The 23,227-nt window shown below is 65.7% G+C and carries 17 protein-coding genes; 11 read left to right on the plus strand and 6 right to left on the minus strand.

From position 1 onward, the window contains the following. Positions 1 to 57: 57 nt before the first annotated feature. The 9 genes from bcsR to U5A65_RS05915 are packed head-to-tail and all read left to right on the plus strand — an operon-like array spanning position 58 to position 15,701. Complete coding sequence (gene bcsR, locus U5A65_RS05875; protein WP_321945737.1) at positions 58 to 585, plus strand: BcsR/BcsP family cellulose biosynthesis protein; 528 nt, start codon at positions 58 to 60, stop codon at positions 583 to 585. After that, complete coding sequence (gene bcsA / locus U5A65_RS05880; protein ID WP_321911094.1) at positions 582 to 2,828, plus strand: UDP-forming cellulose synthase catalytic subunit; 2,247 nt, start codon at positions 582 to 584, stop codon at positions 2,826 to 2,828. Before bcsR ends, bcsA begins: the two co-directional genes overlap by 4 nt. Further along, positions 2,825 to 5,212, plus strand: coding sequence for a cellulose biosynthesis cyclic di-GMP-binding regulatory protein BcsB (gene bcsB, locus U5A65_RS05885; RefSeq protein ID WP_321945738.1), 2,388 nt, complete (start codon positions 2,825 to 2,827; stop codon positions 5,210 to 5,212). The genes bcsA and bcsB (U5A65_RS05885) overlap by 4 nt, the downstream gene beginning before the upstream one ends. 40 nt (positions 5,213 to 5,252) lie before the next feature. Next, a complete protein-coding gene (bcsB, locus tag U5A65_RS05890) occupies positions 5,253 to 7,589 on the plus strand; it encodes a cellulose biosynthesis cyclic di-GMP-binding regulatory protein BcsB (protein ID WP_321945739.1) in 2,337 nt (778 codons plus the stop codon). Positions 7,590 to 7,602: 13 nt separating this feature from the next. Next, a complete protein-coding gene (locus U5A65_RS05895) occupies positions 7,603 to 11,661 on the plus strand; it encodes a cellulose biosynthesis protein BcsC (RefSeq protein ID WP_321945740.1) in 4,059 nt (1,352 codons plus the stop codon). A gap of 45 nt (positions 11,662 to 11,706) precedes the next feature. Next, on the plus strand, positions 11,707 to 12,360 hold the full coding sequence (locus tag U5A65_RS05900) for an SGNH/GDSL hydrolase family protein (RefSeq protein WP_321945741.1): 654 nt from the start codon (positions 11,707 to 11,709) through the stop codon (positions 12,358 to 12,360). A gap of 39 nt (positions 12,361 to 12,399) precedes the next feature. Continuing rightward, on the plus strand, positions 12,400 to 13,116 hold the full coding sequence (locus U5A65_RS05905) for a cell division protein FtsQ (protein ID WP_321935915.1): 717 nt from the start codon (positions 12,400 to 12,402) through the stop codon (positions 13,114 to 13,116). A gap of 4 nt (positions 13,117 to 13,120) precedes the next feature. Then, the gene (locus tag U5A65_RS05910) at positions 13,121 to 14,530 is read left to right on the plus strand and encodes an MBOAT family protein (RefSeq protein WP_321945742.1); all 1,410 of its coding nucleotides are present in this window, start codon (positions 13,121 to 13,123) and stop codon (positions 14,528 to 14,530) included. 4 nt (positions 14,531 to 14,534) lie between these two features. Next, positions 14,535 to 15,701, plus strand: a complete 1,167-nt coding sequence (locus U5A65_RS05915) for an alginate O-acetyltransferase AlgX-related protein (protein WP_321945743.1) — start codon at positions 14,535 to 14,537, stop codon at positions 15,699 to 15,701. Between the two features lie 253 nt (positions 15,702 to 15,954). On the opposite strand, the gene U5A65_RS05920 is transcribed toward U5A65_RS05915, so the two are convergent. Next, on the minus strand, positions 15,955 to 16,332 hold the full coding sequence (locus U5A65_RS05920) for a hypothetical protein (protein ID WP_321911079.1): 378 nt from the start codon (positions 16,330 to 16,332) through the stop codon (positions 15,955 to 15,957). A 131-nt stretch (positions 16,333 to 16,463) separates the two neighbouring features. Continuing rightward, a complete protein-coding gene (locus U5A65_RS05925) occupies positions 16,464 to 16,925 on the minus strand; it encodes a hypothetical protein (protein ID WP_321945744.1) in 462 nt (153 codons plus the stop codon). A gap of 245 nt (positions 16,926 to 17,170) precedes the next feature. Here U5A65_RS05925 and U5A65_RS05930 point away from each other — a divergent pair, with 245 nt between their 5' ends. Beyond that, the gene (locus tag U5A65_RS05930; protein WP_321911075.1) at positions 17,171 to 17,947 is read left to right on the plus strand and encodes an enoyl-CoA hydratase-related protein; all 777 of its coding nucleotides are present in this window, start codon (positions 17,171 to 17,173) and stop codon (positions 17,945 to 17,947) included. Positions 17,948 to 17,977: 30 nt separating this feature from the next. On the opposite strand, the gene U5A65_RS05935 is transcribed toward U5A65_RS05930, so the two are convergent. From U5A65_RS05935 to U5A65_RS05950, 4 genes are all read right to left on the minus strand, one after another. Next, the gene (locus U5A65_RS05935) at positions 17,978 to 18,412 is read right to left on the minus strand and encodes a MarR family winged helix-turn-helix transcriptional regulator (RefSeq protein WP_321911326.1); all 435 of its coding nucleotides are present in this window, start codon (positions 18,410 to 18,412) and stop codon (positions 17,978 to 17,980) included. A 97-nt stretch (positions 18,413 to 18,509) separates the two neighbouring features. Then, on the minus strand, positions 18,510 to 19,772 hold the full coding sequence (locus U5A65_RS05940; protein WP_321945745.1) for a patatin-like phospholipase family protein: 1,263 nt from the start codon (positions 19,770 to 19,772) through the stop codon (positions 18,510 to 18,512). Between the two features lie 26 nt (positions 19,773 to 19,798). Continuing rightward, a complete protein-coding gene (locus U5A65_RS05945) occupies positions 19,799 to 20,581 on the minus strand; it encodes a 3-hydroxybutyrate dehydrogenase (protein WP_321945746.1) in 783 nt (260 codons plus the stop codon). A gap of 34 nt (positions 20,582 to 20,615) precedes the next feature. Beyond that, positions 20,616 to 21,425, minus strand: coding sequence for an acetoacetate decarboxylase (locus U5A65_RS05950; RefSeq protein WP_321945747.1), 810 nt, complete (start codon positions 21,423 to 21,425; stop codon positions 20,616 to 20,618). A 454-nt stretch (positions 21,426 to 21,879) separates the two neighbouring features. Here U5A65_RS05950 and U5A65_RS05955 point away from each other — a divergent pair, with 454 nt between their 5' ends. Further along, a complete protein-coding gene (locus U5A65_RS05955; RefSeq protein WP_321935908.1) occupies positions 21,880 to 23,190 on the plus strand; it encodes an MFS transporter in 1,311 nt (436 codons plus the stop codon). Positions 23,191 to 23,227 lie beyond the last annotated feature (37 nt).

Here is a 23,227-nt window from a genome sequence, read left to right on the forward strand (position 1 = left end):
TGCTGCGCGCGTCACGCGCCTTCGTGGACAGCACAACGAATACTACGGGGTCGGGGCATGAGCAGTGCATCGGACATTGCGAATCTTTTCGAGGTAGTGGACGCAAGCCCTTTTCAGTATCAGGAAGTGGAAAGGGCGGAGCAGATGCAAGGTCTGCGTGGGCGCTGGTCCACGCTGAACGCGGCGGAGCCGGATACCGTCGCGCCCGCGCCAATGGCGTTGCAGGACGCCGCCACCGATTCGGCCGAGGCTCCCGCTGCGATCGCCACGCTCGATACGGCCGATACGGCCGAGACGGTCGATACGGCCGACACGGTCGAGACGGTCGATAAGCGCGAAACGGCCGCCACGCCCGATACGTTACCCGACGCGCCCCAGCCGCCGCAGCCGGTCGCGTGCACCATTTCCGCTGCCGCTTCAGAACCTCCCCCGGTTGATCAGGTAGAACCCGAGCAGCCTGTCGTTCAACTTACGCCCGAGCCTGTCGTCGCCGCGCAGCAGTCTGCCGCGCTGAGCAGTGTGTTTGCGCGCCTCATGGAACGCAATGAGCCTCGCGCCGATGTCGCAGCACGCGGGGCGCCATGATCTTCAAACGCAAATCGATGCAGCCGCAACGACCACCCGCCGGTGCGGGACAAAGCGACGATGCGGGAGACTGGGACGACACACTGCTGGAAGTGGGGGCGTCGCTGCTCGCGTCGCGCTGGTCGCGCGTGCTCGTAACGCTGGCGGCCGTGCTGCTGTTCACGTCCGCCATGACGGTGCACCTCGCGCTGTCGAAGCAGTGGGTGTTCGCCATCCTTTGCATGGGCGTGGCGCTTGCGCTGAGCCGCATTCGCGGCCGTGTGCTCACGGTGTCGCTGGTGGCGTTGTCGGTGTTCATCTCGTTGCGCTACCTGTACTGGCGCGTAACGCAGACGCTGTCCTTCACCAACTCGCTGGACAGGACCTTCGGTTATCTGCTGCTGCTGGCCGAAGGCTACGCGGTGCTCATGCTGTTGTGCAGCTACTTCCAGACGCTCTGGCCGCTGCATCGACGGCCTGCGCCGCTGCCCGCCGATACCTCGACGTGGCCCACGGTGGACGTGTATATCCCCACCTACAACGAACCGCTCGAAGTGGTGCGGCAGTCGGTGCTGGCCGCGACGCTGCTCGACTGGCCGGCCGACAAGTTGCGCGTCTACCTGCTCGACGACGGCCGTCGTGACGAATTCCGCGCATTCTGCGAACAGGCCGGCGTGGATTATCTGACGCGGCCCGACAACGCGCATGCCAAAGCGGGCAACCTCAACGCGGCGCTGCCGAAGACGAGCGGCGAGTTCATCGCCGTGTTCGACTGCGACCACGTCACCACGCGCTCGTTTCTGCAGGTCTGCATGGGCTGGTTCCTGAAAGATCCGAAGATGGCGATGGTGCAGACGCCGCACGTGTTCTATTCGCCCGATCCGTTCGAGCGCAATCTCGAGACCTACCGGAAGGTGCCCAACGAGGGCGACCTGTTCTATGGCGTGCTGCAAAACGGCAACGATCTCTGGAACGCCGCGTTTTTCTGCGGTTCCTGCGCGGTGCTGCGACGCTCCGCGCTCCAGGAGGTCGGCGGCGTGGCGACCGAAAGCGTCACGGAAGACGCGCTGACCGCGCTCAAGATGAGCATGAAGGGCTACAACACGGGCTACCTCGCCATTCCGCAGGCGGCGGGTCTCGCCACCGAGAGCCTGGGCCGGCACATCGGCCAACGCATTCGCTGGGCGCGCGGCATGGCGGAAATCTTCCGCCAGTTCAATCCGCTCTTGATCTCGGGGCTGACGATTCCGCAGCGGCTGTGCTACCTGAGCGCGATGATGCACTTCTTCTTCGGCCTGCCGCGCATCGTGTTTCTGATCACGCCCATGGCCTTTCTGTTCTTCGGCGCGCATGTCTTTCATGCGTCGGCGCTCATGGTGCTGGCCTACGTCGTCCCGCATCTCGTGATTTCGAGCATCGGCGCTTCGCGCATTCAAGGACGCTTTCGCCATTCGTTCTGGAGCGAAGTCTACGAAACGGTGCTCGCGTGGTATGTGATGCTGCCCGCGCTCCAGGCCGTGCTGCGTCCCGGCAGCCGCGGCTTCAACGTGACCTCCAAGGGCGGCGTGATCCGGCAGTCCTTCCTGGATTGGGCGATGGCGCGGCCCTATATCGTCTTGCTGCTCATCAACCTCGCCGGGTTCGCGGTGGGTGTGGCGGGTTTGATCCGCAGCCCCGGCTGGCCCGAGGCGATGAGTATTTTGTTCAATCTGGTCTGGGTGACCTACAACGTCATGAACCTGAGCGCGGCGGCAGGCGTGGCGGCCGAGTCGAAACAGCTGCGCCTCACGCCGCGCGTGCAGATCGAGTTGCCCGCCGCGCTGCAGCTCGCCAACGGGTGTCGCGTCACGTGCCAGACCAGCGACTATTCGCAAGGCGGCCTGGGACTGGTGCTGCCCGAGGACGCCCCACTGCCGCAACGCGGCGAGCGCGTCGTGGTCTCGGTGTTTCGCGACGACTACGAGGGCAAGTTCCCCGCCGAGGTCCAGGTGTGCCGCGGCCGCACCGTGGGCGTGAGTTTCCCGGCCCTGACGATCGATCAGGAACGCGACCTGATGCGCGTGACGTTCTCGCGCGCCGACAGCTGGATTGGCTCCTGGGGCCGCTATCGCCGCGACCGGCCGCTGCGCAGCCTGTTCGAGGTGCTCGGCGTCGGCATGCGCGGGCTGAAGGAGTTGGCCCGCCATCTGTTGATGGGCGGACGCGAGCGTTTCGCACGTTCGGCCGAGGCGCAGGCGAGCGAGTTGGGATCGAAGCAATCGTGAGCCACGCCTATTTGTTGCCTTTGCGCGCGCTCGCGTGCACGCGCCGGTTGGCGCCGCGGTGGGCTTCGGTGCTCGCCGGTCTCGCGTTCGGCGCCAACGTTGCGCTGGCCGCGAGTTTGCCCGCCGCGCCCACCGTGCCCGCCGTAGCGGCGCCTGCGTTCGCTTCGCAGGCCGCGTCCGCGGCGCCGGCTTCGCCCGAGGCCGGGCAGCCAGCCGCCGCCGACTCGGCCAACACCTATACCTATCGCATTCCGCTACTACGGCAAAACGCGGCGCAGGGGCTGACCTTGCTCGGCGAGGACGCGTATGGCGGGATGGACTTCGGTTTGCGCCGCGACGAGCGCGTGCTCAGCGCGCGGCTCGTGCTCGACTATCGCTATTCGCCTACGCTGCTCCCCACGCTCTCGCACCTCAATGTGCTGGTCAACAGCGTGGTAGGGGCGACGCTTGCACTGCCCGAACCTGCGCCGCGCACGTCGACGCAAGTGACGGTGGACCTGCCGGTGTCGCTGCTCGCCGAGTTCAACCATCTGAACCTCGAGTTGATTGCGCACAGCAAGGCCAGCGATCAGGGCAATGATCCGCTGAGCCCCGACTTGTGGCTGAAGGCCGGCCCGCAGAGCGCGCTCGAACTGACCGTCGCGCCCGCAGCGCTCGCTAGCGATCTGTCGCAACTGCCCGCGCCGTTCTTCGACGTGCGCGACGTTCGCAGGCTGAGCCTGCCCATCGTGATGCCGCGCACGCCGGGAACCGGCCGCCTCGAATCTGCGGGGATCGTCGCCTCGTGGCTGGGCGCGCAGGCGGGTTATCGCGGCTCGCACTTTTCCGCGAGTCTCGGCGCGCTGCCCGCGCATGGCCATGCCGTCGTGCTGGCGCTGCGCGACGAGTTGCCGGGCCTCGGCCTGGCCCCGGCTGCGCTGGACGGCCCGAGCGGTCCGGCGCTCGCGATCGTGTCCAACCCCAACGACCCCAACGGCAAATTGCTGCTCGTCACGGGCCGCGACGAGCCGCAACTGCGCACGGCGGCGATGGCACTGGTGCTCGGCGCGAAGACGCTGGCCGGCCCGCAGGTCCGCATCGATGGCCCGGTTGACGCGTTACCGCGCAAGCCGTTCGACGCACCGAACTGGCTGCCGGGCGACCGCCCGGTGGAACTGGGCGAGCTGCTGCCGGCGGACCGTTTCACGATCCAGGGCTTGCGCCCCGGCGCGATCGATGTGGACCTGCGTCTGCCGCCGGGCCTGTTCGGTTTCAACAACGCTGGTGCGGTGCTGAATCTGCGCTATCGCTATACGGCGCGCCCGGAGTCCCGGCATTCGGAGCTGCACGTGCTGGCGGGCAATACGCCGCTCGCAGCCTTGCCGCTGCCTGGCGACGCGTCGGACGGCCATGCCGTGATTCGTATTCCTACGTATTTGCTGCCGCCGTTGACGACGCTGCAATTCGACTACCGCTACGAAGCCGTCAAGACGAAGGACCATTGGCAAGACGTGCCCGGCGGCCCGCTGCTGAGCGCCATCGATCCGACTTCGACGATCGACATTTCGCAGTTGCCGCGTTACACGGCCATGCCCGACCTGGGTGCTTTCACCAACGCGGGCTTTCCGTTCACGCGCCTCGCCGATCTGTCCGAAACCGCTGTGATCCTGCCGGCACAGCCGGTCGCGGACGACTACGGCGCGTATCTGACGCTGATGGGCAGCATGGGGCAGGCCACCGGTTATCCGGTGCTGGGCGTGACAGTAGGCAATGCGTCGCAGGTTCAAACGCTGCGCAACAAGGATCTGCTCGTGCTGGCTTCGGGCGACAACCAGCCCTTGCTCACGACCTGGCGCGCCGAGTTGCCGCGCGGGTTCTTCGCACCGGACGCGACGCCGGGCAACGGGTTCGCCAGGTGGTGGGACAAGCTGACCGGCGGCCAGGCGCAGGCCAGACGCGAAGCCGATATTGCCGCGCTCTATCGCAGCGACGACGACGACGGCATGGTGGCCGGGTTCGAGTCGCCGCTGGCGCACGGCCGCAGCGTGGTGCTCGTATCGGGCAATACGCCGCGCGGGCTCAGTGCGGTCGTGGACGCGCTGCAAACGCGCCATTACCGCGTCGACGACACGATCGGCGGCAGCCTCGTGGTCGTGAACGACGGCATCCTCACCACGCTGAACAAGGATCAGAGCTATTTCATCGGGTCCTTGCCGTTCCGGCTCGCTGTGGAGTGGTTCTTCGCGAGCCACATCGTGCTGCTGCTCGTGTCGACGCTCGTGAGCGTCGTGCTCATCGGTCTGCTCGGCGGCGTGCTGCTGCATCGGCGCGCCCTGAGCCGCCTGAACCTGGACATCCCCCAGACATCGCAACGTGAAGAAGGACGACGAGGTTCTCATGTTTAAAAGACGGCCTGCTATCTCCCGGGCACGCCTCGCGCGTTGCATGACTGTTCAGCCGGCGTTGCTGCTCGGCTGCGTCTTCGCCTCGGCCGCGCACGCCCAGGCCGCGGCAGGCGGCAATGCCGCAAGCAACGCACAGACGCAGCCCGCCGCGGCAACCGTGGCAGCAGCGGCAACGCCATCGTCGTCGGCGGCGTCGACCGTGACCTGGTCGTTGCGGCAACTGGGTGCGCAATACGCGCTCAACCTGCGCGGTGTCGACGGCAGCAATACGCTGCCGGTCGGCGTGCGCGACGATCGGGTCGTGAGCGGCGCGCGCCTTAACCTGCGCTATGCGTATTCACCGGCGCTGCTGCCCGATGTCTCGCACATCAACGTGCTCGTGAACGACCAGGTGGCGGCTTCGATCGCGGTGCCGAAGGACACGGCCGGCACCAGCCTGCAGCGCACGATCACGCTGCCGGCGTATCTGTTCACCTCGAACAGCAAGTTGCGTCTGCAACTGATCGGCCACTACACCACGCAGTGCGAAGACCCGTTGCATTCGAGCCTGTGGGCCAACATCAGCAACGAAAGCACGCTGAGCCTCGACACGCAGCCGCTCGCGCAGGCCAACGATCTGGCGCGCCTGCCGAAGCCGTTCTTCGACGGCCAGGACATCCGCCGGCTGACGCTGCCGGTCGTGTTCGCAGGCAACCCCGACGCGGCCGCGCTGGAGGCGGCCGGCGCCGTGTCGTCGTGGTTCGGCGCGTTGGCGAGCTATCGCGGCGCGGACTTTCCGGTGTCGCTCTCCACGGTGCCCGCGCAGGGCAACGCGGTCGTCATCGTCGAGGGCGCGCAGCAGGCGGCGCTCGCGGGCGCACCGCTGCAGGGCCCGACCATCGCCATCGTCGGCAACCCGAACGATGCGAACGGCAAGCTGCTGCTCGTCATGGGCCGCGACGGCAAGGAACTCAAGCAGGCGGCCGATGCGCTGGTCACGGGCAGCCAGACGCTGTCGGGCGCGAGCGCGCTCATCACGCATTTCGCCGATCTCGCGCCGCGCAAGCCCTATGACGCGCCGCGCTGGCTGCGCACCGATCGCCCCGTGTCGTTCGGCGAACTGATCGACACTAAACAGTTGAGCGTGTCGGGCTACAGTCCCGACCTCATCCGCATCAGCACGCGCGTGCCGCCCGACCTGTTCGGCTGGCACGCGCCCAACGTGCCGATCGATCTGCATTACCGCTACACGCCGCAGCCCTATATGGTCAATTCGTCGCTGCTCTTCAGCGTCAGCGACCAGTTCATGAAGTCGATCCCGCTGCTGCCGCTCGAGCGCCTCGAAGGCGGCGACAAGCTGCGCGCCGAAGTGCTGCCCGACAGCAGCCTGCCGCGCCAGGCGAAGCTGGAAGTGCCGCTCGAGACGCTCCTGCAGCCGAACACGCAGCTGCAGTTCCGCTACATGTACGACTACATCAAGCAGGGCGAGTGCCGCGACATCATCATCGACAACGTGCGCGGCGCGATCGATCCCGAATCGACGATCGATCTCTCGACCTATCCGCACTACATCGCCATGCCGAATCTGGCCGCCTTCGCGCAGGCGGGTTTCCCGTTCACGCGCATGGCCGATCTGTCCGACACGGATGTGGTGCTCGGCGCCAATGCGGGGCCGCAGGAATACAGCACGTACCTGGCCGTGATGGGCCGCATGGGCGACTCGACCGGCTATCCGGCGCGCGGCGTGACCGTGCTGCGCGGTCAGCGGATCGACGCCATGCCGACGGCGAAGGACCTGCTCGTGATCGCCACGGGCGCCGATCAGGCGTGGCTCAAGGACTGGGCGCCGTACATGCCCGCGGCCTATGACCACGGCGCGCAGTTCTCGCTCTCGGATCTGCCGGGCCGCGTGCGCGGATGGTTCCACGCCAACCCGCGTCTCGACACGGCGCCTGGCCGCCTCTCGCTCGCCTGGACAGGGCCTGGCGTGAGCGCCGTGCTGGCGGGTTTCGAGTCGCCGAAGGCAACGGGCCGCAGCGTGGTCATGCTGGTCAGCAATCAGCCCGAGGGCCTCAAGGATGCGGTTGCGGCGCTGCTGGGCGTGCCGAACTACGACAAGCAGCCCATCCAGGGCAGCCTCGTGTCGATCCGCGGCCAGCAAGTCGATTCGCTCGTGGGCGAGCACACCTACTACGTCGGGCATCTCGGCCTCTGGCGCGGCCTCGACTGGTGGCTGGCTTCGTTCGGCCTCTCGCTGGCCTCGCTGCTCAGGGCGCTCGGTGCTGTCGCGCTCGTGCTGCTCGCAGCGCTCGGGTTCGTCACGTTGCGGCGCCGTCAGGCACGGCGCGATGCCGCGGCCGAGGCACGGCTGCGCGCCGGGCAGCACGCGCAACAATAATCAGGAAACCTTCATGTTAGTCAGCCGCAGCCAGGCCTGTGTTCTGGGTTTGTTGCTCACCTCGGTCAGCCACCCCGCGTGGGCGCAGGACGCCAGTTCCAGAATGCTGCTGGAGCAGGGCCGCTATTGGCAGGCGCATGACAAGCCCGATCTGGCCGCGCAGTCCTGGTCGAAACTGCTGCTGACCGACCCGAAGCAGCCCGAAGGCCTGTATGGCATGGGGTCGATCGCCGTCGGCAAGAAGCAGTTCTCGGTCGCCAACGACTATCTGGCGAGACTGCGCGCCGCGGCGCCCGACAGCCGCTACGTGCCGCTGCTCGAGCAGGACTTGCGTCTTGCGGTGGAGCCCGGCAAGTCCACGTTTGCCAAGGCGCGGCAGATGGCGCAGGACGCGGTCAACCAGAACGACCCGAAGGCGCTGGCGGCGGCGATGGCGCAATACGACAAGGCCCTGGGCGGCAAGCCGCCGCAAGGCAGCGTGGCGCGCGAGTACTACACCTTCCTCGGCTATACGGAGGGTGGCGTGGACCCGGCCATTCAGGGCTTGACGCGCCTGGACGCGCAAACGCCCAACGATCCGTACACCCTGTTGGCGCTGGCCCAGCATCAGGTGCGCGACGAACGCGAGCGCGCGGCCGGCGTCGCGTTGCTGGAAAAGCTGGCCGTGCGGCCGGACATCGGCGGCGCGGCCACGGAAGCCTGGCGCTCCGTGCTGACCTGGGTCACGCCCACGCCGAAGAACCGGTCGTGGTTCGAGGACTATCTGAAGCTGCATCCCGATGACGACGAGATCCGTCATCAGCTGCTCTCGCCGAGCGCGCCGGGCGCCGCCGCCGTGCCGGTCATGGACCCGCGCCTCACGCGCGGCTTCGCGGCGTTCAAGGCGGGCGACATCACGACCGCCGAGCAGTCGTTCACCGACGTGTTGCGCGACAAACCCAACGACACCGACGCGCTCGGCGGCCTGGGTCTGGTGCGCATGCAACAAGGCGACCTCGCGCAGGCGCAGACGCTGCTCGCGCGCGCCGTCGCGCGTCCGGGTGCCGGCGCCAACTGGAACAAGGCGCTCGCTTCGGCGCGCTACTGGCTGCTCGTGAATCAGGCCGAAGGCGCGCAAAGCGTGGGCGACTACGCCGCCGCGCGCAGCAAGCTCGACCAGGCGCTGCGCATGGACCCGGCCGAACCGGGCGGGCGCAACGCATCGGCCCGCCTGTATGCGGCGCAGGGCGATCTCGCACATGCGGAAGAAGTCTACCGGGAGGTGCTGGCGGCACACCCGAACAACCGCGAAGCGGTGAGCGGGCTCGTCGATATCCTCGCGGCAACGGGGCGCGCCGACGAGGCCCAGAAGTGGGTCGACGGCATGTCGCCCGAGCAGCAGGCCGGCATCGGCGGCCTCGATCGTCTGCGCGCGGCAGTCGCTTCCGGGCGTGCCGACGCCGCCGAGCAGCGCGGCGATCTGGACGCGGCGCACCGCATTCTCGAAGACGCGCAGCGCGCGGATCCCGACAATCCGTGGCTCCGTCTGGAACTGGCGCGCTTCGAACTGAGGCAGGGCCATGCCGACGAGGCGCGCGAACTCGTCGATGGCCTGCTCGCGTCGAACCCGGACAATCCGGACGCCCTCTACGCGAGCGCGCTGCTGGCGATGCAAATGGGCGATTGGACGCGCGCGCAGGACACGATGGCGCGCATCCCCGCTGCCGCGCGCACGCCGAACATGGTGGCGACGGCGCAGCAGATCGATTTCCAGGCGGTGGCGGCGCAAGCCTCGCAACTGGCGCGCGACGGCAATCTCGACGACGCGCGCAACATGCTGGCGCGGCTCGAGGCGTCGGCGGGCAAGGACCCGGCGCGGGTGAGCGCGCTCGCCCAGGCCTGGGTGGACGCCGGGAACCTGCCGCGCGCCATGGCCCTGATGCACGGGCTGATGCTTGATTCGACGAGGAGCGGCGTGAAGGGCGGCGGTCCCGATATGCAACTGGCCTATGCGGGCCTGCTGCTCAAGACCGGCCAGAACGTTCAGGCCCAGGAAGTGATGCGCGGATTGCAGACCGTGACGCTGACCGCGGACCAGCGCCGCCAGCTCGACGATCTGAATTATCTCTACGCCGTGCGTCTCGCCGAACAGCAGCGCCAGCAAGGCGATCTTGCGCAGGCTTACGACACGCTCGCGCCGGTGCTCGCGAAGCGGCCCAACGACAGCCTGGCCAACGCCGCGCTTGCGCGCATGTATGCCGCCGACGGCCAGTACGGCAAAGCGCTGTCGCTCTATCGGAAGGCGCTCGCGAACGACCCCGACAATCCGGGGCTGCAACTGGGCGTGGCGATGACGGCGGTGCAGGCCGGCAAGGGCGGCGTGGCGGACGCAGCCCTGAAACAGGCCATTGCGAAGGCGCCGAACGATCCTGACGTGCTGGCGGGCGCCGCGCGCATTTACGTCATGCAGGGCAAGACGCGCGAGGCGCAGTCGCTGCTGGTGAGGGCCATTGCCGCGAAGGAACAGCGGCTCGGCGTGCAGGCGCAAGGCGCCCATGTGGCGGGCAATCCCTTCGTGCACGACGACGATCGCCGCCGCCGTGCGGCTCGCGACAATCGCCGGAGCGCGGCCAATGCGCTCGCGGCACAAGGCACCGCAGGCACCGCGGGCGACGCAGGCGCCGTGTCCGACGGCGCGCTCGCGAACGATGCGGCAACGATGCCCGGCCTCGCGTCAACAACGGCGTCCGCGGCGTCCACGGCGGCGGGCGAGCGTTCGCCGGTGCGCGCGTCCGCGCTGCCTACGGTGGCCGGCACGCCGATCGGCGAGCGGGCGCCGCAGGACGCCGTGGCCACTAGCGCGCCTCAGGAGGGCGCCATTTCGCTCGACGACATGCGCAACGAACTCGACGATATCCGCTCGGAGCGCTCGCCGGAAATTCGCGGCGGCCTGTTCGTCGCGTCGAACAACAGCGCCGGCGGGACCTCGCAACTGACGAACGTGCAGCAGCCGCTCGAAGCCTTGCTGCCGGTCGGCAACGGCAAGCTGTCGTTGCGCGTGACGCCGGTCGAGCTCGAAGGCGGCACGCTCGGCACCGATGTCTACAGCAGCAGCCAGTTCGGCGGCGGGCCGGTGGCGGCGCAGGCGCAGAAAGACGGCACGGTCGCGGCTCCCGGCGCGCAGAGCGCTTACGGCGTGGGTCTGGGTGTTGGTTATGAAACGCGCAAGTGGGCGTTCGACATCGGCACGACGCCTTTGGGTTTCCAGTACACCAACGTGGTCGGCGGCGCGTCGTTCAGGGGCGCGTTCGGCGCGAAAGACGGCGGCTGGTTCAACGCGGGCGTGTCGCGCCGGGCCGTGACCGACAGCATCACGTCGTTCGCCGGTTCGACCGATGCGCGCTCGGGCCTGAGCTGGGGCGGCGTGACCGCCACGGGGCTGCATGGGGCGATCGGCCTCGACAATCAGGACTACGGTTTCTACGGCTACGGTTCCTTGAAGTACCTGGACGGCCATAACGTCCAGTCCAACGAGGGCGCGGAAGTTGGCGCGGGCACGTACTGGTACCTGCTTCGCAGTGCCAACACCATGCTGACCGTAGGCATGAACCTGAGCGGCGAGTTCTACCGCCACAACGAAAACAACTTCACCTACGGCAACGGCGGCTATTTCAGTCCGCAGCGCTTCTATGCGTTCACCGTGCCGGTCACCTGGGCGCAGCGCTCGGACCGCTGGACCTACAAGCTGCAAGGGTCCGCAGGGCTGCAGTACTACCACGAGGCCGGCGCGCCGTATTTCCCGACCGACGGCACGCTGCAGTCGGCGGCCGAATCGGCGGCTTCGACGCTAGGCTTGAGCGATGGCGCGGTGCATCCGGCGCAGTCCAAAACCGGCATCGGCTACAACCTGCTGGCCGCGGCGGAATACCGCTTCAGCAATCACCTCACGGGCGGCGCGTCCGTGGGGGCCAACAACGCGTCCAGTTACCGCCAGTGGGTGGCCGGACTGTATCTGCGCTTTAGCTTCGCACCGCAAACGAAGTCGCTGGACATGCCGGTCATGCCTTACCAGTCGCATTACAACGATCAGTAGCCCGATCGATTCGACGATCGATCGTTTTTCAGGAGTCACAGATTCATGCTTGCTTCCGTACTTGCAGGTCTCAGCATTCTCATGATTGGCGATAGCCATTTGAGCGAGCCCGGTTATCTCATCGACACGTTGCAGGATCAGCTGATCGCCGCCGGCGCGCAGGTGCATACCTACGGCGTGTGCGGCAGTGCGCCGGGCGACTGGGTGAAGTCGGTGCCCGGCACCTGCGGCGGGGCCACGCGTAACGGCAAGTCGCCGCTCGTCGTCGATCACAACGCGAAGACCCAGCCGATCGATCAGCTGGTCGCCGCGAACAAGGCCAACCTCGTCATCATCGTCGAAGGCGACACGATCGGCGGTTACGGCAAGGACGACTTTCCCAAGAGCTGGGCGTGGCAGCAGGTCACGGCGCTCACGCAAGACCTGGCGGCCAGCAAGACGGCGTGCGTCTGGGTCGGCCCGGCCTGGGGCACCGAGGGCGGCAAGTACCAGAAGACCTTTGCGCGCGTGAAGCAGCTTTCGTCGTTTCTCGCCACCAATGTCGCGCCGTGCCAGTACATCGACTCGCTCACGTTTTCGAAGCCGGGCGAATGGGCGACCGTCGACGGTCAGCATTTGACGACGACCGGCTACAAGTACTGGGGCGCGGACATCATGAAGGCGCTGGTTCAACTGCCGGCCGTGCAGCAGCACAAGTAAGGCGCCGCCGCCTCGCGACATCGAAAGAGTGGAAGAACAATGAAAAAAGTCCTTTTCCAGCCGCTGCGCTTCGTTTTTCGCGGCCTCGCGCTGGCCGGCTTCGCGCTGGCCGCGCAGTCCGTCATTGAACCGGCCATGGCCGCCGATATCCCGCTGTACCCAACCGGGCCCGCGGAGGATGCATCGTTCGTGCGTTTCGTCGACGGCGGATCGCAGCCGGTGGACGTGAGCTCGGCAGGTTCGAAAGCCCGCCTGACACTCAATGCCGCGAGCCCGGCCAGCCACTTTTTCCCGATCGCCGCGGGCAAGCCGGTGGCCGGAACGCTGACGGCGGGCGGCGCCCACCAGGATGTGAGCGCAACCGTGCAGCCCGGCGAATTCGTCAGCATCGTGGCGCTCGACGGCGCGCAGAAAGGCGCGCGCTCGCAGGTCGTGACGGTGCGCGAAAAACCGGACGACTTCAACGCGCTCAAAGCCTCGGTGGGCTTTTACAACCTCGATGCGCGCTGCGCCGCACCCACGCTGAAGGTGCCTGGCCGCGACATCGTGCTGCTCGACGGCGTGGCCGCGGGGCAGGGCAAGCGCCGCCAGGTCAACCCGGTCGCGCTTTCGGTGCAACTGGCGTGCGGCGGCCAGCCGGTGGGCCAGCCGCTGAGTCTGGGCACGCTCGTGGCGGGACAGCGCTATACGGTGTTCCTCGTGCCGGCCGGGGCGCAGTCGCGCATCTTTTTCGCGAACGACGCGGTGAGCCGCTGAGCGCATGGTCTTCGCGTCCCTCGAATTCCTGACACTGTTTCTGCCGGCCTTTCTCGCGATTTACGTCGTATCGCCCGCGCGCTGGCGCAACGCGGTGCTGCTCTTTTGCAGCTGGTTCTTCTACGCCTGGTGGAGCCCGGTCTTTCTGCTGCTGTTCATCGCGCTGACCTTCTGCGGCTGGCTCGGCGGCGTGGTGATCGACAGCGCGCCGAGCCCGCGTGCGCGCGGTGGCTGGCTCGCGGTCTTCATCGCCGTGAATGTCGCGATCCTGTGCTGGTACAAGTACGCCAACATCGTGGTCGATAGCCTCGACAGCGTGCTGGCGGCGGGCCATGCGGGACCCATTCCCTGGCAGCACGTCGTGTTGCCCATCGGGCTGTCCTTCATCGTGCTGCAGTCCGTTTCGTACCTGATCGACGTGCAGCGCGGCACGGTGCCGGCGGACCGCAGCGTGATCCGCTACGGCGCCTATCAGGGAATGTTCGTACACCTGATCGCCGGGCCGATCATTCGCTACGCCTGGGTCAAGCGCGAGCTGGTGTCGCGCACGGTCGACTGGGACGCTTTCGCGGCTGGCGCGCGGCGGCTCATGGTGGGGATGAGCATGAAGGTGCTGGTGGCCGACACGCTTTCGCCCATCGTCGACGCGGTCTTCGCCATGCACGCGCCTACGCTTGCGGACGCGTGGCTTGGCTGCGGCTTCTACACGCTGCAACTGTTCTTCGATTTCGCGGGCTATAGCGCGATGGCCATCGGGTTGGGGCAAATGCTGGGCTTTCGCTTTCCCGAGAACTTCAATCATCCGTACCTCGCGAGCAGCATTCAGGACTTCTGGCGCCGCTGGCACCTCTCGCTGTCGAGCTGGATTCGCGACTACCTGTACATCCCGCTAGGCGGCAACCGCGACGGCGAATGGCAAACCTGCCGCAACCTGTTGCTGACCATGGCCATCGCGGGCCTATGGCACGGCGGCGATAGCTGGAACTTTCTGCTGTGGGGCGTCGCGCATGGTGTGGCGCTGACCGTGGCGCGCCTGTGGCGCCGCGCCGGCATGGCCGCCGTGCCGCTCTGGCTGTCGCATGTGCTGACGATCCTGTTCGTCATGCTTGCCTGGACGCTGTTTCGCGCAGTGGGGTTTCATGCGGCGCTCGCCGTGTACCGAGGTCAATTCGGCCTGAACGGCATTGGCCTGAGCGACGCGACGCTAGTGCTGCTGCGGCCTGTGCATGGGCTGGCCGCCGCGCTCGGCATCGTCTGCGTGCTGCTGCCGATCTGGCAATCGCGCTGGAACCGCCTGGCCGATACGTCGCTGGGAAGGCTGTGGCAAGCCGGGTGGCCGCTCGCGGGCTTTCTGCTGTCGTTCGGGTTGATTGTCGCGCGCGGCGCGGTGCCTTTCCTTTACTTCCAGTTCTGACGCCATGGACGATCCCAAGCCGCTACCGCAATTGCCTGCTACGCGCGCCGCCAAGGTCGTTGCCGTCATTCTGATGGTGTTTCTGTTCGCGGGCCTGTGCTTCAATATCCGCTTCGCCGCGACGACGGCGTCGCTGTTGCCTCACGCGCTCACGCGTGCAGGCCTGCTGGACGGCGCCGTATCGAAAGAGCTCGCCGGCCGCATGGCCGATACGCCAGTCGCAGCCGACGCCGCACGCATGCAGCGCGCGCTGGGCTGGCTCACGGTGGGCGATCTGGGCCCGCGCGTGCGGCAGGGCTGTCCCGGCTGGCTGTTCCTGCGCGACGAACTGAACGTATACGCCGACGGCGAGCGCCATCTCGCGGAGCGCGCCGCTACGGTCGCCGCCGTACAGCGCGAACTGGCGCGCCACGGTATTGCGCTGGTCGTCGCCGTGGTGCCCGACAAGTCGCGCATCGAAGCCCAACATCTGTGCGGGCTGTATCGGCCTGCATCGCTGGGTGCGCGGCTTTCTGACTGGACAACGCGTCTGGCTGCCGAGGGCGTGCCGGTAGTCGACCTCGCTTCAGCGCTGCGCAGCGTGCCGGGCGACGCGTTCTTCCGGACCGACACACACTGGACCCAGGACGGCGCGGGCGCTGCGGCGCAGGCGCTCGCGCAGCATATTCGGGCGATGCGCGAGCCGCTGGGTTCAGGCGTTTCGAGCCAGCCCGGCTACCGTGTCGCCGGCAAGCCGGCCGCCCGTCGGCCCGGCGATCTCGTACGACTGGCCGGGCTCGATGCGTTGCCGGTGTCGTGGCAACCGAGAGCGGAGATCGTGGCCGGCCGCGATTACCTTCACGTAGCCCAGGCGGCTGCGTCGGCAGACGATCTGTTCGGCGATGCCGACCTGCCGGCCATCGCGGTGATCGGCACGTCGTATTCGACGACGTCCGATTTCGTGCCCCAACTGGCGTTGGCGTTAGGCAAGGGCGTGGGTAATTTCGCGCGCGAGGGTGGCAAGTTCGGCGGCTCGGCACGCGCTTATTTCACTAGCGCCGCGTATGCGCAGACGCCGCCCAAACTGATCGTTTGGGAACTGGACGAACGGGATTTGCAGGCGCCGCTCGAAGCGGAAGATGATGTTGTCGTGCCGAAATCCGGTGCGGTCGGCACGGTGGCTTCGCGTTGAAGCGTTCACGGCCAGGTACAGTTGGCGCCAGTGGCCGTTGAGCTTGACGTAGGTTTCGTCCTTCAGCTTTTGCCGACCGGGCGCTTGCGCTGCCGAGTGAACGCTTCCAACACCGGCAGCCGTTTCAGCGCCAACCCATGGGCCGTCGAATGGTCCGCTGACAGCACACGGTCCGACGCCTGTCGATGCACTGCGCCAACAATCACATGCCGTTGGGGTGGCAGTGTGCCTGGAGGCGTCGGGCGGCGCGCTTCTAAGCTTTCAGCAGCTCCGCTGCAAAAGAATTGGCATGCGCTACGGCCTTTTGCGCGTCGGGAAATACGCCGAGCTGTTCCCAGCGTTCTTCGACCGCGTAGGTCCCTTTTTTCGCGAGCGCACGCTGCACGCACAATTGCGCCGCATAGCGGCCATCCTCCAATGGCTGAGCCCTCGCAATGATCTTGTGCGGAGGGCTGGATCGTTCTGGCTGAACCAACTCGACCGGCCCCTCGGGCGCGCCGATATCCTTCAACTCGTTCCTGGCGTGGCAGTCCGGGCAGTAGAAGCACCAACCCGCGTCCTCGTGACTGGCTCTGACTTGCCCGCGAGCCAGCACGGCACGGCATTCAACGTTTTCGCAGATGAACGGCATCGCAGTCTCCGGAGTTGTTTGGAGAAAAGCCTAGCACGTCCTTCGTTGACCAACCATTGGCAATGTTGCCGTGCCCGACGCTCGGGAAAACCCTCGGCCGCACGCGGGCGAAACAGCTCAGGTACGGTCCGTCAGGCTGCGCTCGCGACGCTCCACGTCGCCCGATGGGTGTTCCCGGAGAAACTGACCTCTGCGCCGAACGGCAGCGCGCAGTCCTGGGTGTAGAAGAAGAACCACGTTCCCTCGCGGTCAAAATACGCCCGGAAACAGGGCGAATCGTCACGCACTCCCGGCGCGTCTGAACAGCGAAACCAGTAGGTGATTCCATTCAGGACACCGTGGGAAAAGCGGTGTGAAGGGACTTCATCGCAGGCCGGAGATTCGAAGGCAAGGGCGCGGCTCACTCTTCCACCAGGCAGGAGTACGGTCACTTCGCCGGCCACGCGATCCTCGAAGGTGGGGGCCGTGCTATTCGGAGCCGGATCGATGGCGTCGCCACCCGTGCCAGGACACTGAATCAGGGAGCGAACGTGCGCGAGGTGGAAAGACGGCGAAGCTTTCGATCCTGGGCGAAAGGGCTTGATGTTGTCCACGTTGCGGCTCCTGTGCAATGGGTTTCTCGGGGGCAACTGGAGCATAGGATTTCACCGGCTGGAGGCCTGCGACCAGGCGGCGCGCATTGAGGCTCCACTCTAACTATTGGCAGGGTGGCCGCCCGTCAATGACATGAGATTGATATGTCTACTAACGTTTCGCGCGCGGCTAAAGACTCACAGGTTTACTTTGCATGCGAACTATCTATATAATTCGCATGCAAAGTAAATTCATGGAGAGCACGATGACTGCGGAAATTCATGTCGATCAAGCCGACGGTATTCTGACGATTACGCTTGCCCGGCCGGATAAGAAGAATGCGCTGACGAATGTGATGTACGGCACGTTGGCGGACATCATCGAGAACGCCGAGCACGACAGCACGATCCGTGTATTGCTGCTGCAAGGGGACGGAGACATGTTTACCGCGGGCAACGATGTGGGCGAGTTCGCCGCAATCGCAGCGGGAAAGGGGCCGGCTGAACGACACGTGCATCGCTTTTTGCATGCATTGGCGAAGTCGAGCGTGCCCGTCATCGCGGCAGTCCAGGGCAAGGCAGTCGGCATTGGCACTACCATGCTGCTGCACTGCGACTACGTGCTGCTCGCACCCGACGCGGAGCTGATCACCCCATTCGTCAATCTCGCCCTCGTTCCCGAGGCGGCGTCCAGCTGGCTGCTGCCGCTGCGCATTGGCCACGTCAGGGCCTTCGAGATGTTTGCGCTGGGCGAACCGCTCGACGCGCCATCTGCTGTCGCGTTGGGCATCGCGAACAAGGTCTGTGCGCAGGGGCAGCTACGGGATGACGCGCGCAGGATGGCAGAAAGAATCGCCGCAAAGCCGGCCGGCTCGCTGAGCGCCATGAAAAAGCTCATGCGCGACGCCGAGGCGCTGGTTGTGCAGATGGACAGTGAGAGTGCAAAGTTCCAGGAACGGCTGGCTAGTGCCGAGGCAAGGGAGGCATTCGCGGCCTTTGCCGAAAAACGCAAGCCGGACTTCTCCAAGGTTGCGCAGCACTAGTCAATGCCTGGCTGGCGGCTGCGGATCGGGTTACGCGTCGCCGTCTTCGGCGAGCGGAAACCTGGTCTGCAGGCTGGTCAGCCATCGCGCCACGACGTCAATTTCCGCTTCCGTAAAGCCTTCGGTCAATTTCGCGTTCAAGTCTTTCATGCGAAGCTTTGAGCGCTGGCGTGCGGTGCGTCCGGCCTCAGTGAGCCACAGGCGCGACACCCGGCCATCGTTCTCGTCGGCACAGCGTTCGATCAAGCCGGCTTTTTCTGTGCGGTCAGCGAGACCGCTCATTCCCGGTGCGCCCAGATCCAGCGCGGCAGCGGCCTCGCTCATCAGCGCGCCGTTGCGCTCACCCAGAAAGAACAGCAGCCCCGCTTGCGCGGCTGTCACGCCGCCACCGGCGGCGCGTGCTTGCGACCACCGTTGCAGTCGACGCTGTCCGACATTCAATAGATAGACGAGGCGGTGCTTCATTTCGCGGCAGAGAAGGTTGAGCGATTTAGTTCGCGCGCGAATGATATCACGCGCGATAGTCGGCATCTTCCTCTGTGGCTTCCCTGCCTTCTGCTGCCTACGCGACCTTGCGAGTCAAATCCACTTGCCCCGAAGCGCCGGCGCTCAGCTCGGCGCGGTCCGACTCAGGCACCTCGCCCGCGCGCCGATGGATGTCATGCGTGACGAAGCCCTGTTCGCGGCTCGGTATCGCGAACCAGTCCGGATGCGCGAACGAGGCGCGAATGTCTTCTACGCCGCTCGACCAGTGCTCTTTCATCGTGTTGGCACTGAATTCGTAGTCCTTGTAATGCCCTTCGTAAGGCTTGTTCTTGTAGATCAGGTGGACCACGTTGATCGACGAACCGTCGGCTACCTTTTCGGCGAGCCGGAAGAGGGGATCGCTGCTGCGCGCCTCGGCGGGCACGTGCTCGAGCAGTTCCTTGATAAAACGCGCGTGCTTTTGCCGATCGGCAAGCATGTTGGTGATGGCGCGCGTGCGGCTCGAGTATTGAATGTCCTTGGCTCGCTCGGCCACGTCCATGAAATCGGCGGGCACAGTGCCGCTCGCGCTCCAGAGATCGACCTGGAAGACGAGCGTGTCCTTATGGTCCGCGTCACGCAGCACTTCCGTGAGCGGTGTGTTCGACACAAGGCCGCCGTCCCAGTAATATTCGCCGTCGATTTCCACAGCTGGAAAGCCCGGCGGCAGCGCGCCGGATGCCATGAAGTGCTCGGGCTCGAGGCGCATTTTCGCGTTATCGAAATACACGAGATTGCCGCTGCGAACATTGACAGCACCCACCGACACCCGGATTGGGCCATCGTTGATACGGTCGAAATCGGCGAAACGTTGCAGCGTCGACTTCAATGCGGCGGTGTCGTAGTAGCTCACGGCACTCGGCGTTGCCTTGTGCCAGCCCGCGATGGGCAGCGGGCGGCGCGGTGCGAAAAAGCCAGGCTGGCCCTCCGTGATCGCGCGGCCTGCGGCCCACATGCTAGCCCAGCGGCGCGCCAGTTCCTGATGGCTGAACATCGGCATGGCGAGGGCGCTGAGGTTGCCGAGCCAGTCGATCGGATGGCAGATCGACTCCCAGAAGCCACGCAACGCTTCTACGCGCTGCGCAGGCTCATTGCCCGCGATGATCGCCGTATTGAGCGCGCCGATCGACACGCCCGCGATGCGATGCGGCTCGACGCCAGCCTGCGCGAGCCCTTCGAACACGCCGGCCTGATACGACCCGAGCGCGCCGCCGCCCTGCAAAACAAGGGCGATTTCGTCGTAGCGCGGCAGCTCAAACGGCTTGCGCTCCGTGCGTGCGGTTAGTGTGCTGCTGCGCATACGTTCTCCCTTCGTTCGTTTGTCGCTTAGTGCATCGACCAGCCGTGCGTGACGAGGACCGACTGGCCCGTCAACGCCGCCGACCCAAAGCCCGCGAGGAACGCGACCGTGTTGGCCACGTCGTCGAGCGAGGTGAACTCGCCGTCCACGGTGTCCTTGAGCATGACGTTCTTCACGACGTCGGCTTCCGAAATACCGAGCGCCCTGGCCTGCTCGGGAATCTGCTTGTCGACGAGCGGCGTGCGCACGAAGCCCGGGCACACGACGTTGGCGCGCACGCCGCGCGGGCCGCCTTCCTTCGCCACTACGCGCGCCAGGCCGAGCAGACCGTGTTTCGCGGTCACATACGCCGCCTTGAGCTTCGAAGCCTCGTGCGAATGCACCGAGCCCATGTAGACGATCGAGCCGCCCTTGCCGCTCGCGTACATATGCTTGAGCGCGGCCTTGGTCGTGAGAAACGCGCCGTCGAGATGGATCGCGAGCATCTTCTTCCAGTCGGCAAACGCAAACTCGTCGACGGGGCTGATAATCTGGATGCCCGCGTTCGACACGAGCACGTCGATCCCACCGAAGACTTTCGCCGCTTCTTCGATGCCGGCGTTCACGGCTTCCTCGTTGGTCACATCCATCGCCACGGCAAGCGCCTTGCCGCCTGCGGCCACGATGCTGTCCGCCACCTTGCCGGCGTTGGCGAGATTGAGGTCGGCAATCACGACTGCCGCGCCCTGGCTCGCAAACGTGCGTGCGCAATGTTCGCCAATGCCGCTCGCGGCGCCCGTGATGACTGCCACCTTATCTTTCAAAGACATACGTATTCCTTACTAAGTGAAATAGATAAAAAGATCAGGCGATCTCGGTTTCGGCTTCGTCCAAGGCGGCGCCGCGGCTCGCGCCGTGGTTGGATGCGTCGGCGAGATAGTCGAAGGCGACTTCGCCGATGTCGAGCGTGAGGTCCACAATGACGTGGCGGGCGCCCACCACGCGGCGCACGGGCAGATCGGCGACGGGCGCAAGCGCGTGCGGATGCAGTTCGATGGCGGCCGGGCCGCTCCATGCGCCGCGCACAGTCACGTCGCGCAGATAGAAGCGCACGAGTTCGCAAATGCGTGCTGTGCCGTCCACGTGCGGAATGATCTTGAGCAGATAGTTGGGGGTGTCGGCGAGCTTGCGGCGCTCGTCTTCGCTATTGAGCACATGATGCTTGTAGCCCATCGTGCCGGTCGCGATGCGCTGCGTGCCGTAATCGAGCGTGCCGAGCAGCGTGTCGTTGCCGTCGACCGCGAGCACGGGGCGTGCGAGCTTCTTCGGGAAGCCCCAGATTTCACGTCCGCCGGCAATCGGGCCTTCGTCGTCGAGATACATCGAATGCGTGTAATTCGCGAGACGGCCTTGCGGATCGCGCACGGAGATCACCTGGCCGCTTTCGGTGTAGTCGCCGAAACCCGACGAGTCGGGCATGCGGATGAATTCGTAGTGGACGAGATTGTTTTCGGGCTTCAACGGCTCCGGCACGATGGCGCGCAGCGCATCGGGATCGGTTTCGTAGGTAATGATGAAATATTCGCGATTGACGAAGCGAAACGGCGGCCGCGGATACGCGGGGTTGTGCATCGGCATTGCGAAAGCATCACGGCGGATTCTTGCCAGATCCATACTGTTCTCCAGGCCAGGTTGCGTGAAAACGTCGCAACAGATGGTAAGGGGAAACCATGACACAATCGCATTTATGGCGATAAAACACCGTTTCGATTTCGTTAAATAAAAAGGAAATTGAAAGTTTATCGGCCATAACGCGGTTATTTTCGGGTAATGGTTTCGGCCTCGTATTGAACAATTTCCGGCGCTTAATCAGCGCATTACGTTTATCTGCGTGAAAACGTATGAGGAATGCCGCGCTCAAAACACGAAATAGATTAATGCGTGGATCGGGAAGGGCGGCCAGCCCCCTTGCATCGTGCACGAACGCCGCGGCGCGCCGCGCCGCGCCCCGCAACACATGCGATGTTGTAATACATCTTTTTGGTTGTCTGGCGTAACATAGCGTCGCTTCCTGCGGGGAAGGCGGCGGGGCAGGCCCGCCGGCAGCGAGAATAGTTACGGAGACACTATGCAGCCCGACGTGGCGCCTTCACGGCGAGTCAAAACCATTCAGCGTCAAACCCTCATCCTGTTGGTCATTTGTGTATCGATCAGCACCATCGACCGGGCCGCGCTTGCGGTGGCCAATCCCCTTGTCCGGCATGACCTCGGCCTTTCCGTTTCGGAAATGGGGCTGCTGCTGTCCGCGTTTCTGTGGGCCTACGCCGTCGCCCAGTTGCCCATCGGGCCGCTGATCGACCGGTTCGGTCCGCGCCGTGTGCTCACCGCCGGCATTGCCGTCTGGTCCACGGCACAAATGCTGTGCGGCGCGGCTACGGGCACCCTCGCGTTCGCCGGCTCGCGCGCGCTGCTCGGCGTGGGGGAGGCACCGCAGTTTCCGACCGCCGCGTGCGCGGCGAGAGACTGGTTCGCCGTGCGCGATCGCGGCCGCGCCACCGGCTGGTTCATGTGCGCGAGCTATCTCGGCACCGGCATTGCCGCGCCGCTCATCACGGGGCTCATGCTGACGTTCGGCTGGCGCTGGATGTTCGTCATCATGGGCGTGCTCGGACTGATCGTCGCGCTCGTTTGGGGGCTCAAATACCGCAGCCCGCACGAAGTCGCGCTCGGTGAAGACGAGCGAGCCTATTTCGGCACGCCCGCCCATGGCGGCGCGCGCGCTCAGCAGGTGAGCCTGCGGCAGTGGGCGAGCCTTTTCCGGTCCGGCACCACCTGGGGCATGCTTGCCGGCTACTTCGGCATCATCTACGTGAACTGGCTCTTCAATACGTGGCTGCCCGGCTATCTGCACATGCAGCGGCACATGAGCCTCGTGCAAGTGGGCTGGATGGCGGCCATTCCGTATTCGTGCGCGGTAGTGGGCGCGATCACGGCGGGCTATCTCGTCGACTGGCTTTCGAAGCGCGGCGCGAGCCTGACCACGAGCCGCAAGGCGCCCGCGTGCGTGTTCCTCGTCGTGCAGACGCTGCTCGTCATTTGCGCGGTGTCGAGCACGAGCAACGCGGTCGCGATTGCATGCCTTTCGGGGGCCATGTTCTGCGGAACGGCCGCCACGACGATCGCATGGGCGATGGTCAGCGTGTTTGCGCCCGCGGCCTATACGGGTTCGCTTGGTTCGCTGCAGAACTTCGGCGGCTACCTGGGCGGCGCCTGCGCGCCGATCGTGACGGGTCTCATCGTTCAGAAGACCGGTTCGTTCGATCTTGCGCTTTACATTGGCGCGGGAATGTCGCTGCTGGCGGCACTCGCCTATGTGGCGCTCGTGCGTGGCAAGATCGCTGTTGCGCAGGAGGAGGAGGCACCGGCGCTCGTCGGGTGATCACAAACGAGCAACGGTATGCGCGGCCTGCCGCCTA

The sequence above is a fragment of the Paraburkholderia sp. J10-1 genome, assembly GCF_905220165.1.
Classification (GTDB): domain Bacteria; phylum Pseudomonadota; class Gammaproteobacteria; order Burkholderiales; family Burkholderiaceae; genus Paraburkholderia.

Bases quoted from the DNA above. Each gene is read 5' to 3' on its own strand.
- bcsR (WP_321945737.1), top strand. From the start codon at position 58: ATGAGCAGTGCATCGGACATTGCGAATCTTTTCGAGGTAGTGGACGCA.
- bcsA (WP_321911094.1), top strand. From the start codon at position 582: ATGATCTTCAAACGCAAATCGATGCAGCCGCAACGACCACCCGCCGGT.
- bcsB (WP_321945739.1), top strand. From the start codon at position 5,253: ATGACTGTTCAGCCGGCGTTGCTGCTCGGCTGCGTCTTCGCCTCGGCC.
- U5A65_RS05895 (WP_321945740.1), top strand. From the start codon at position 7,603: ATGTTAGTCAGCCGCAGCCAGGCCTGTGTTCTGGGTTTGTTGCTCACC.
- U5A65_RS05900 (WP_321945741.1), top strand. From the start codon at position 11,707: ATGCTTGCTTCCGTACTTGCAGGTCTCAGCATTCTCATGATTGGCGAT.
- U5A65_RS05905 (WP_321935915.1), top strand. From the start codon at position 12,400: ATGAAAAAAGTCCTTTTCCAGCCGCTGCGCTTCGTTTTTCGCGGCCTC.
- U5A65_RS05910 (WP_321945742.1), top strand. From the start codon at position 13,121: ATGGTCTTCGCGTCCCTCGAATTCCTGACACTGTTTCTGCCGGCCTTT.
- U5A65_RS05915 (WP_321945743.1), top strand. From the start codon at position 14,535: ATGGACGATCCCAAGCCGCTACCGCAATTGCCTGCTACGCGCGCCGCC.
- U5A65_RS05920 (WP_321911079.1), bottom strand. From the start codon at position 16,332: ATGCCGTTCATCTGCGAAAACGTTGAATGCCGTGCCGTGCTGGCTCGC.
- U5A65_RS05930 (WP_321911075.1), top strand. From the start codon at position 17,171: ATGACTGCGGAAATTCATGTCGATCAAGCCGACGGTATTCTGACGATT.
- U5A65_RS05935 (WP_321911326.1), bottom strand. From the start codon at position 18,412: ATGAAGCACCGCCTCGTCTATCTATTGAATGTCGGACAGCGTCGACTG.
- U5A65_RS05940 (WP_321945745.1), bottom strand. From the start codon at position 19,772: ATGCGCAGCAGCACACTAACCGCACGCACGGAGCGCAAGCCGTTTGAG.
- U5A65_RS05945 (WP_321945746.1), bottom strand. From the start codon at position 20,581: ATGTCTTTGAAAGATAAGGTGGCAGTCATCACGGGCGCCGCGAGCGGC.
- U5A65_RS05950 (WP_321945747.1), bottom strand. From the start codon at position 21,425: ATGGATCTGGCAAGAATCCGCCGTGATGCTTTCGCAATGCCGATGCAC.
- U5A65_RS05955 (WP_321935908.1), top strand. From the start codon at position 21,880: ATGCAGCCCGACGTGGCGCCTTCACGGCGAGTCAAAACCATTCAGCGT.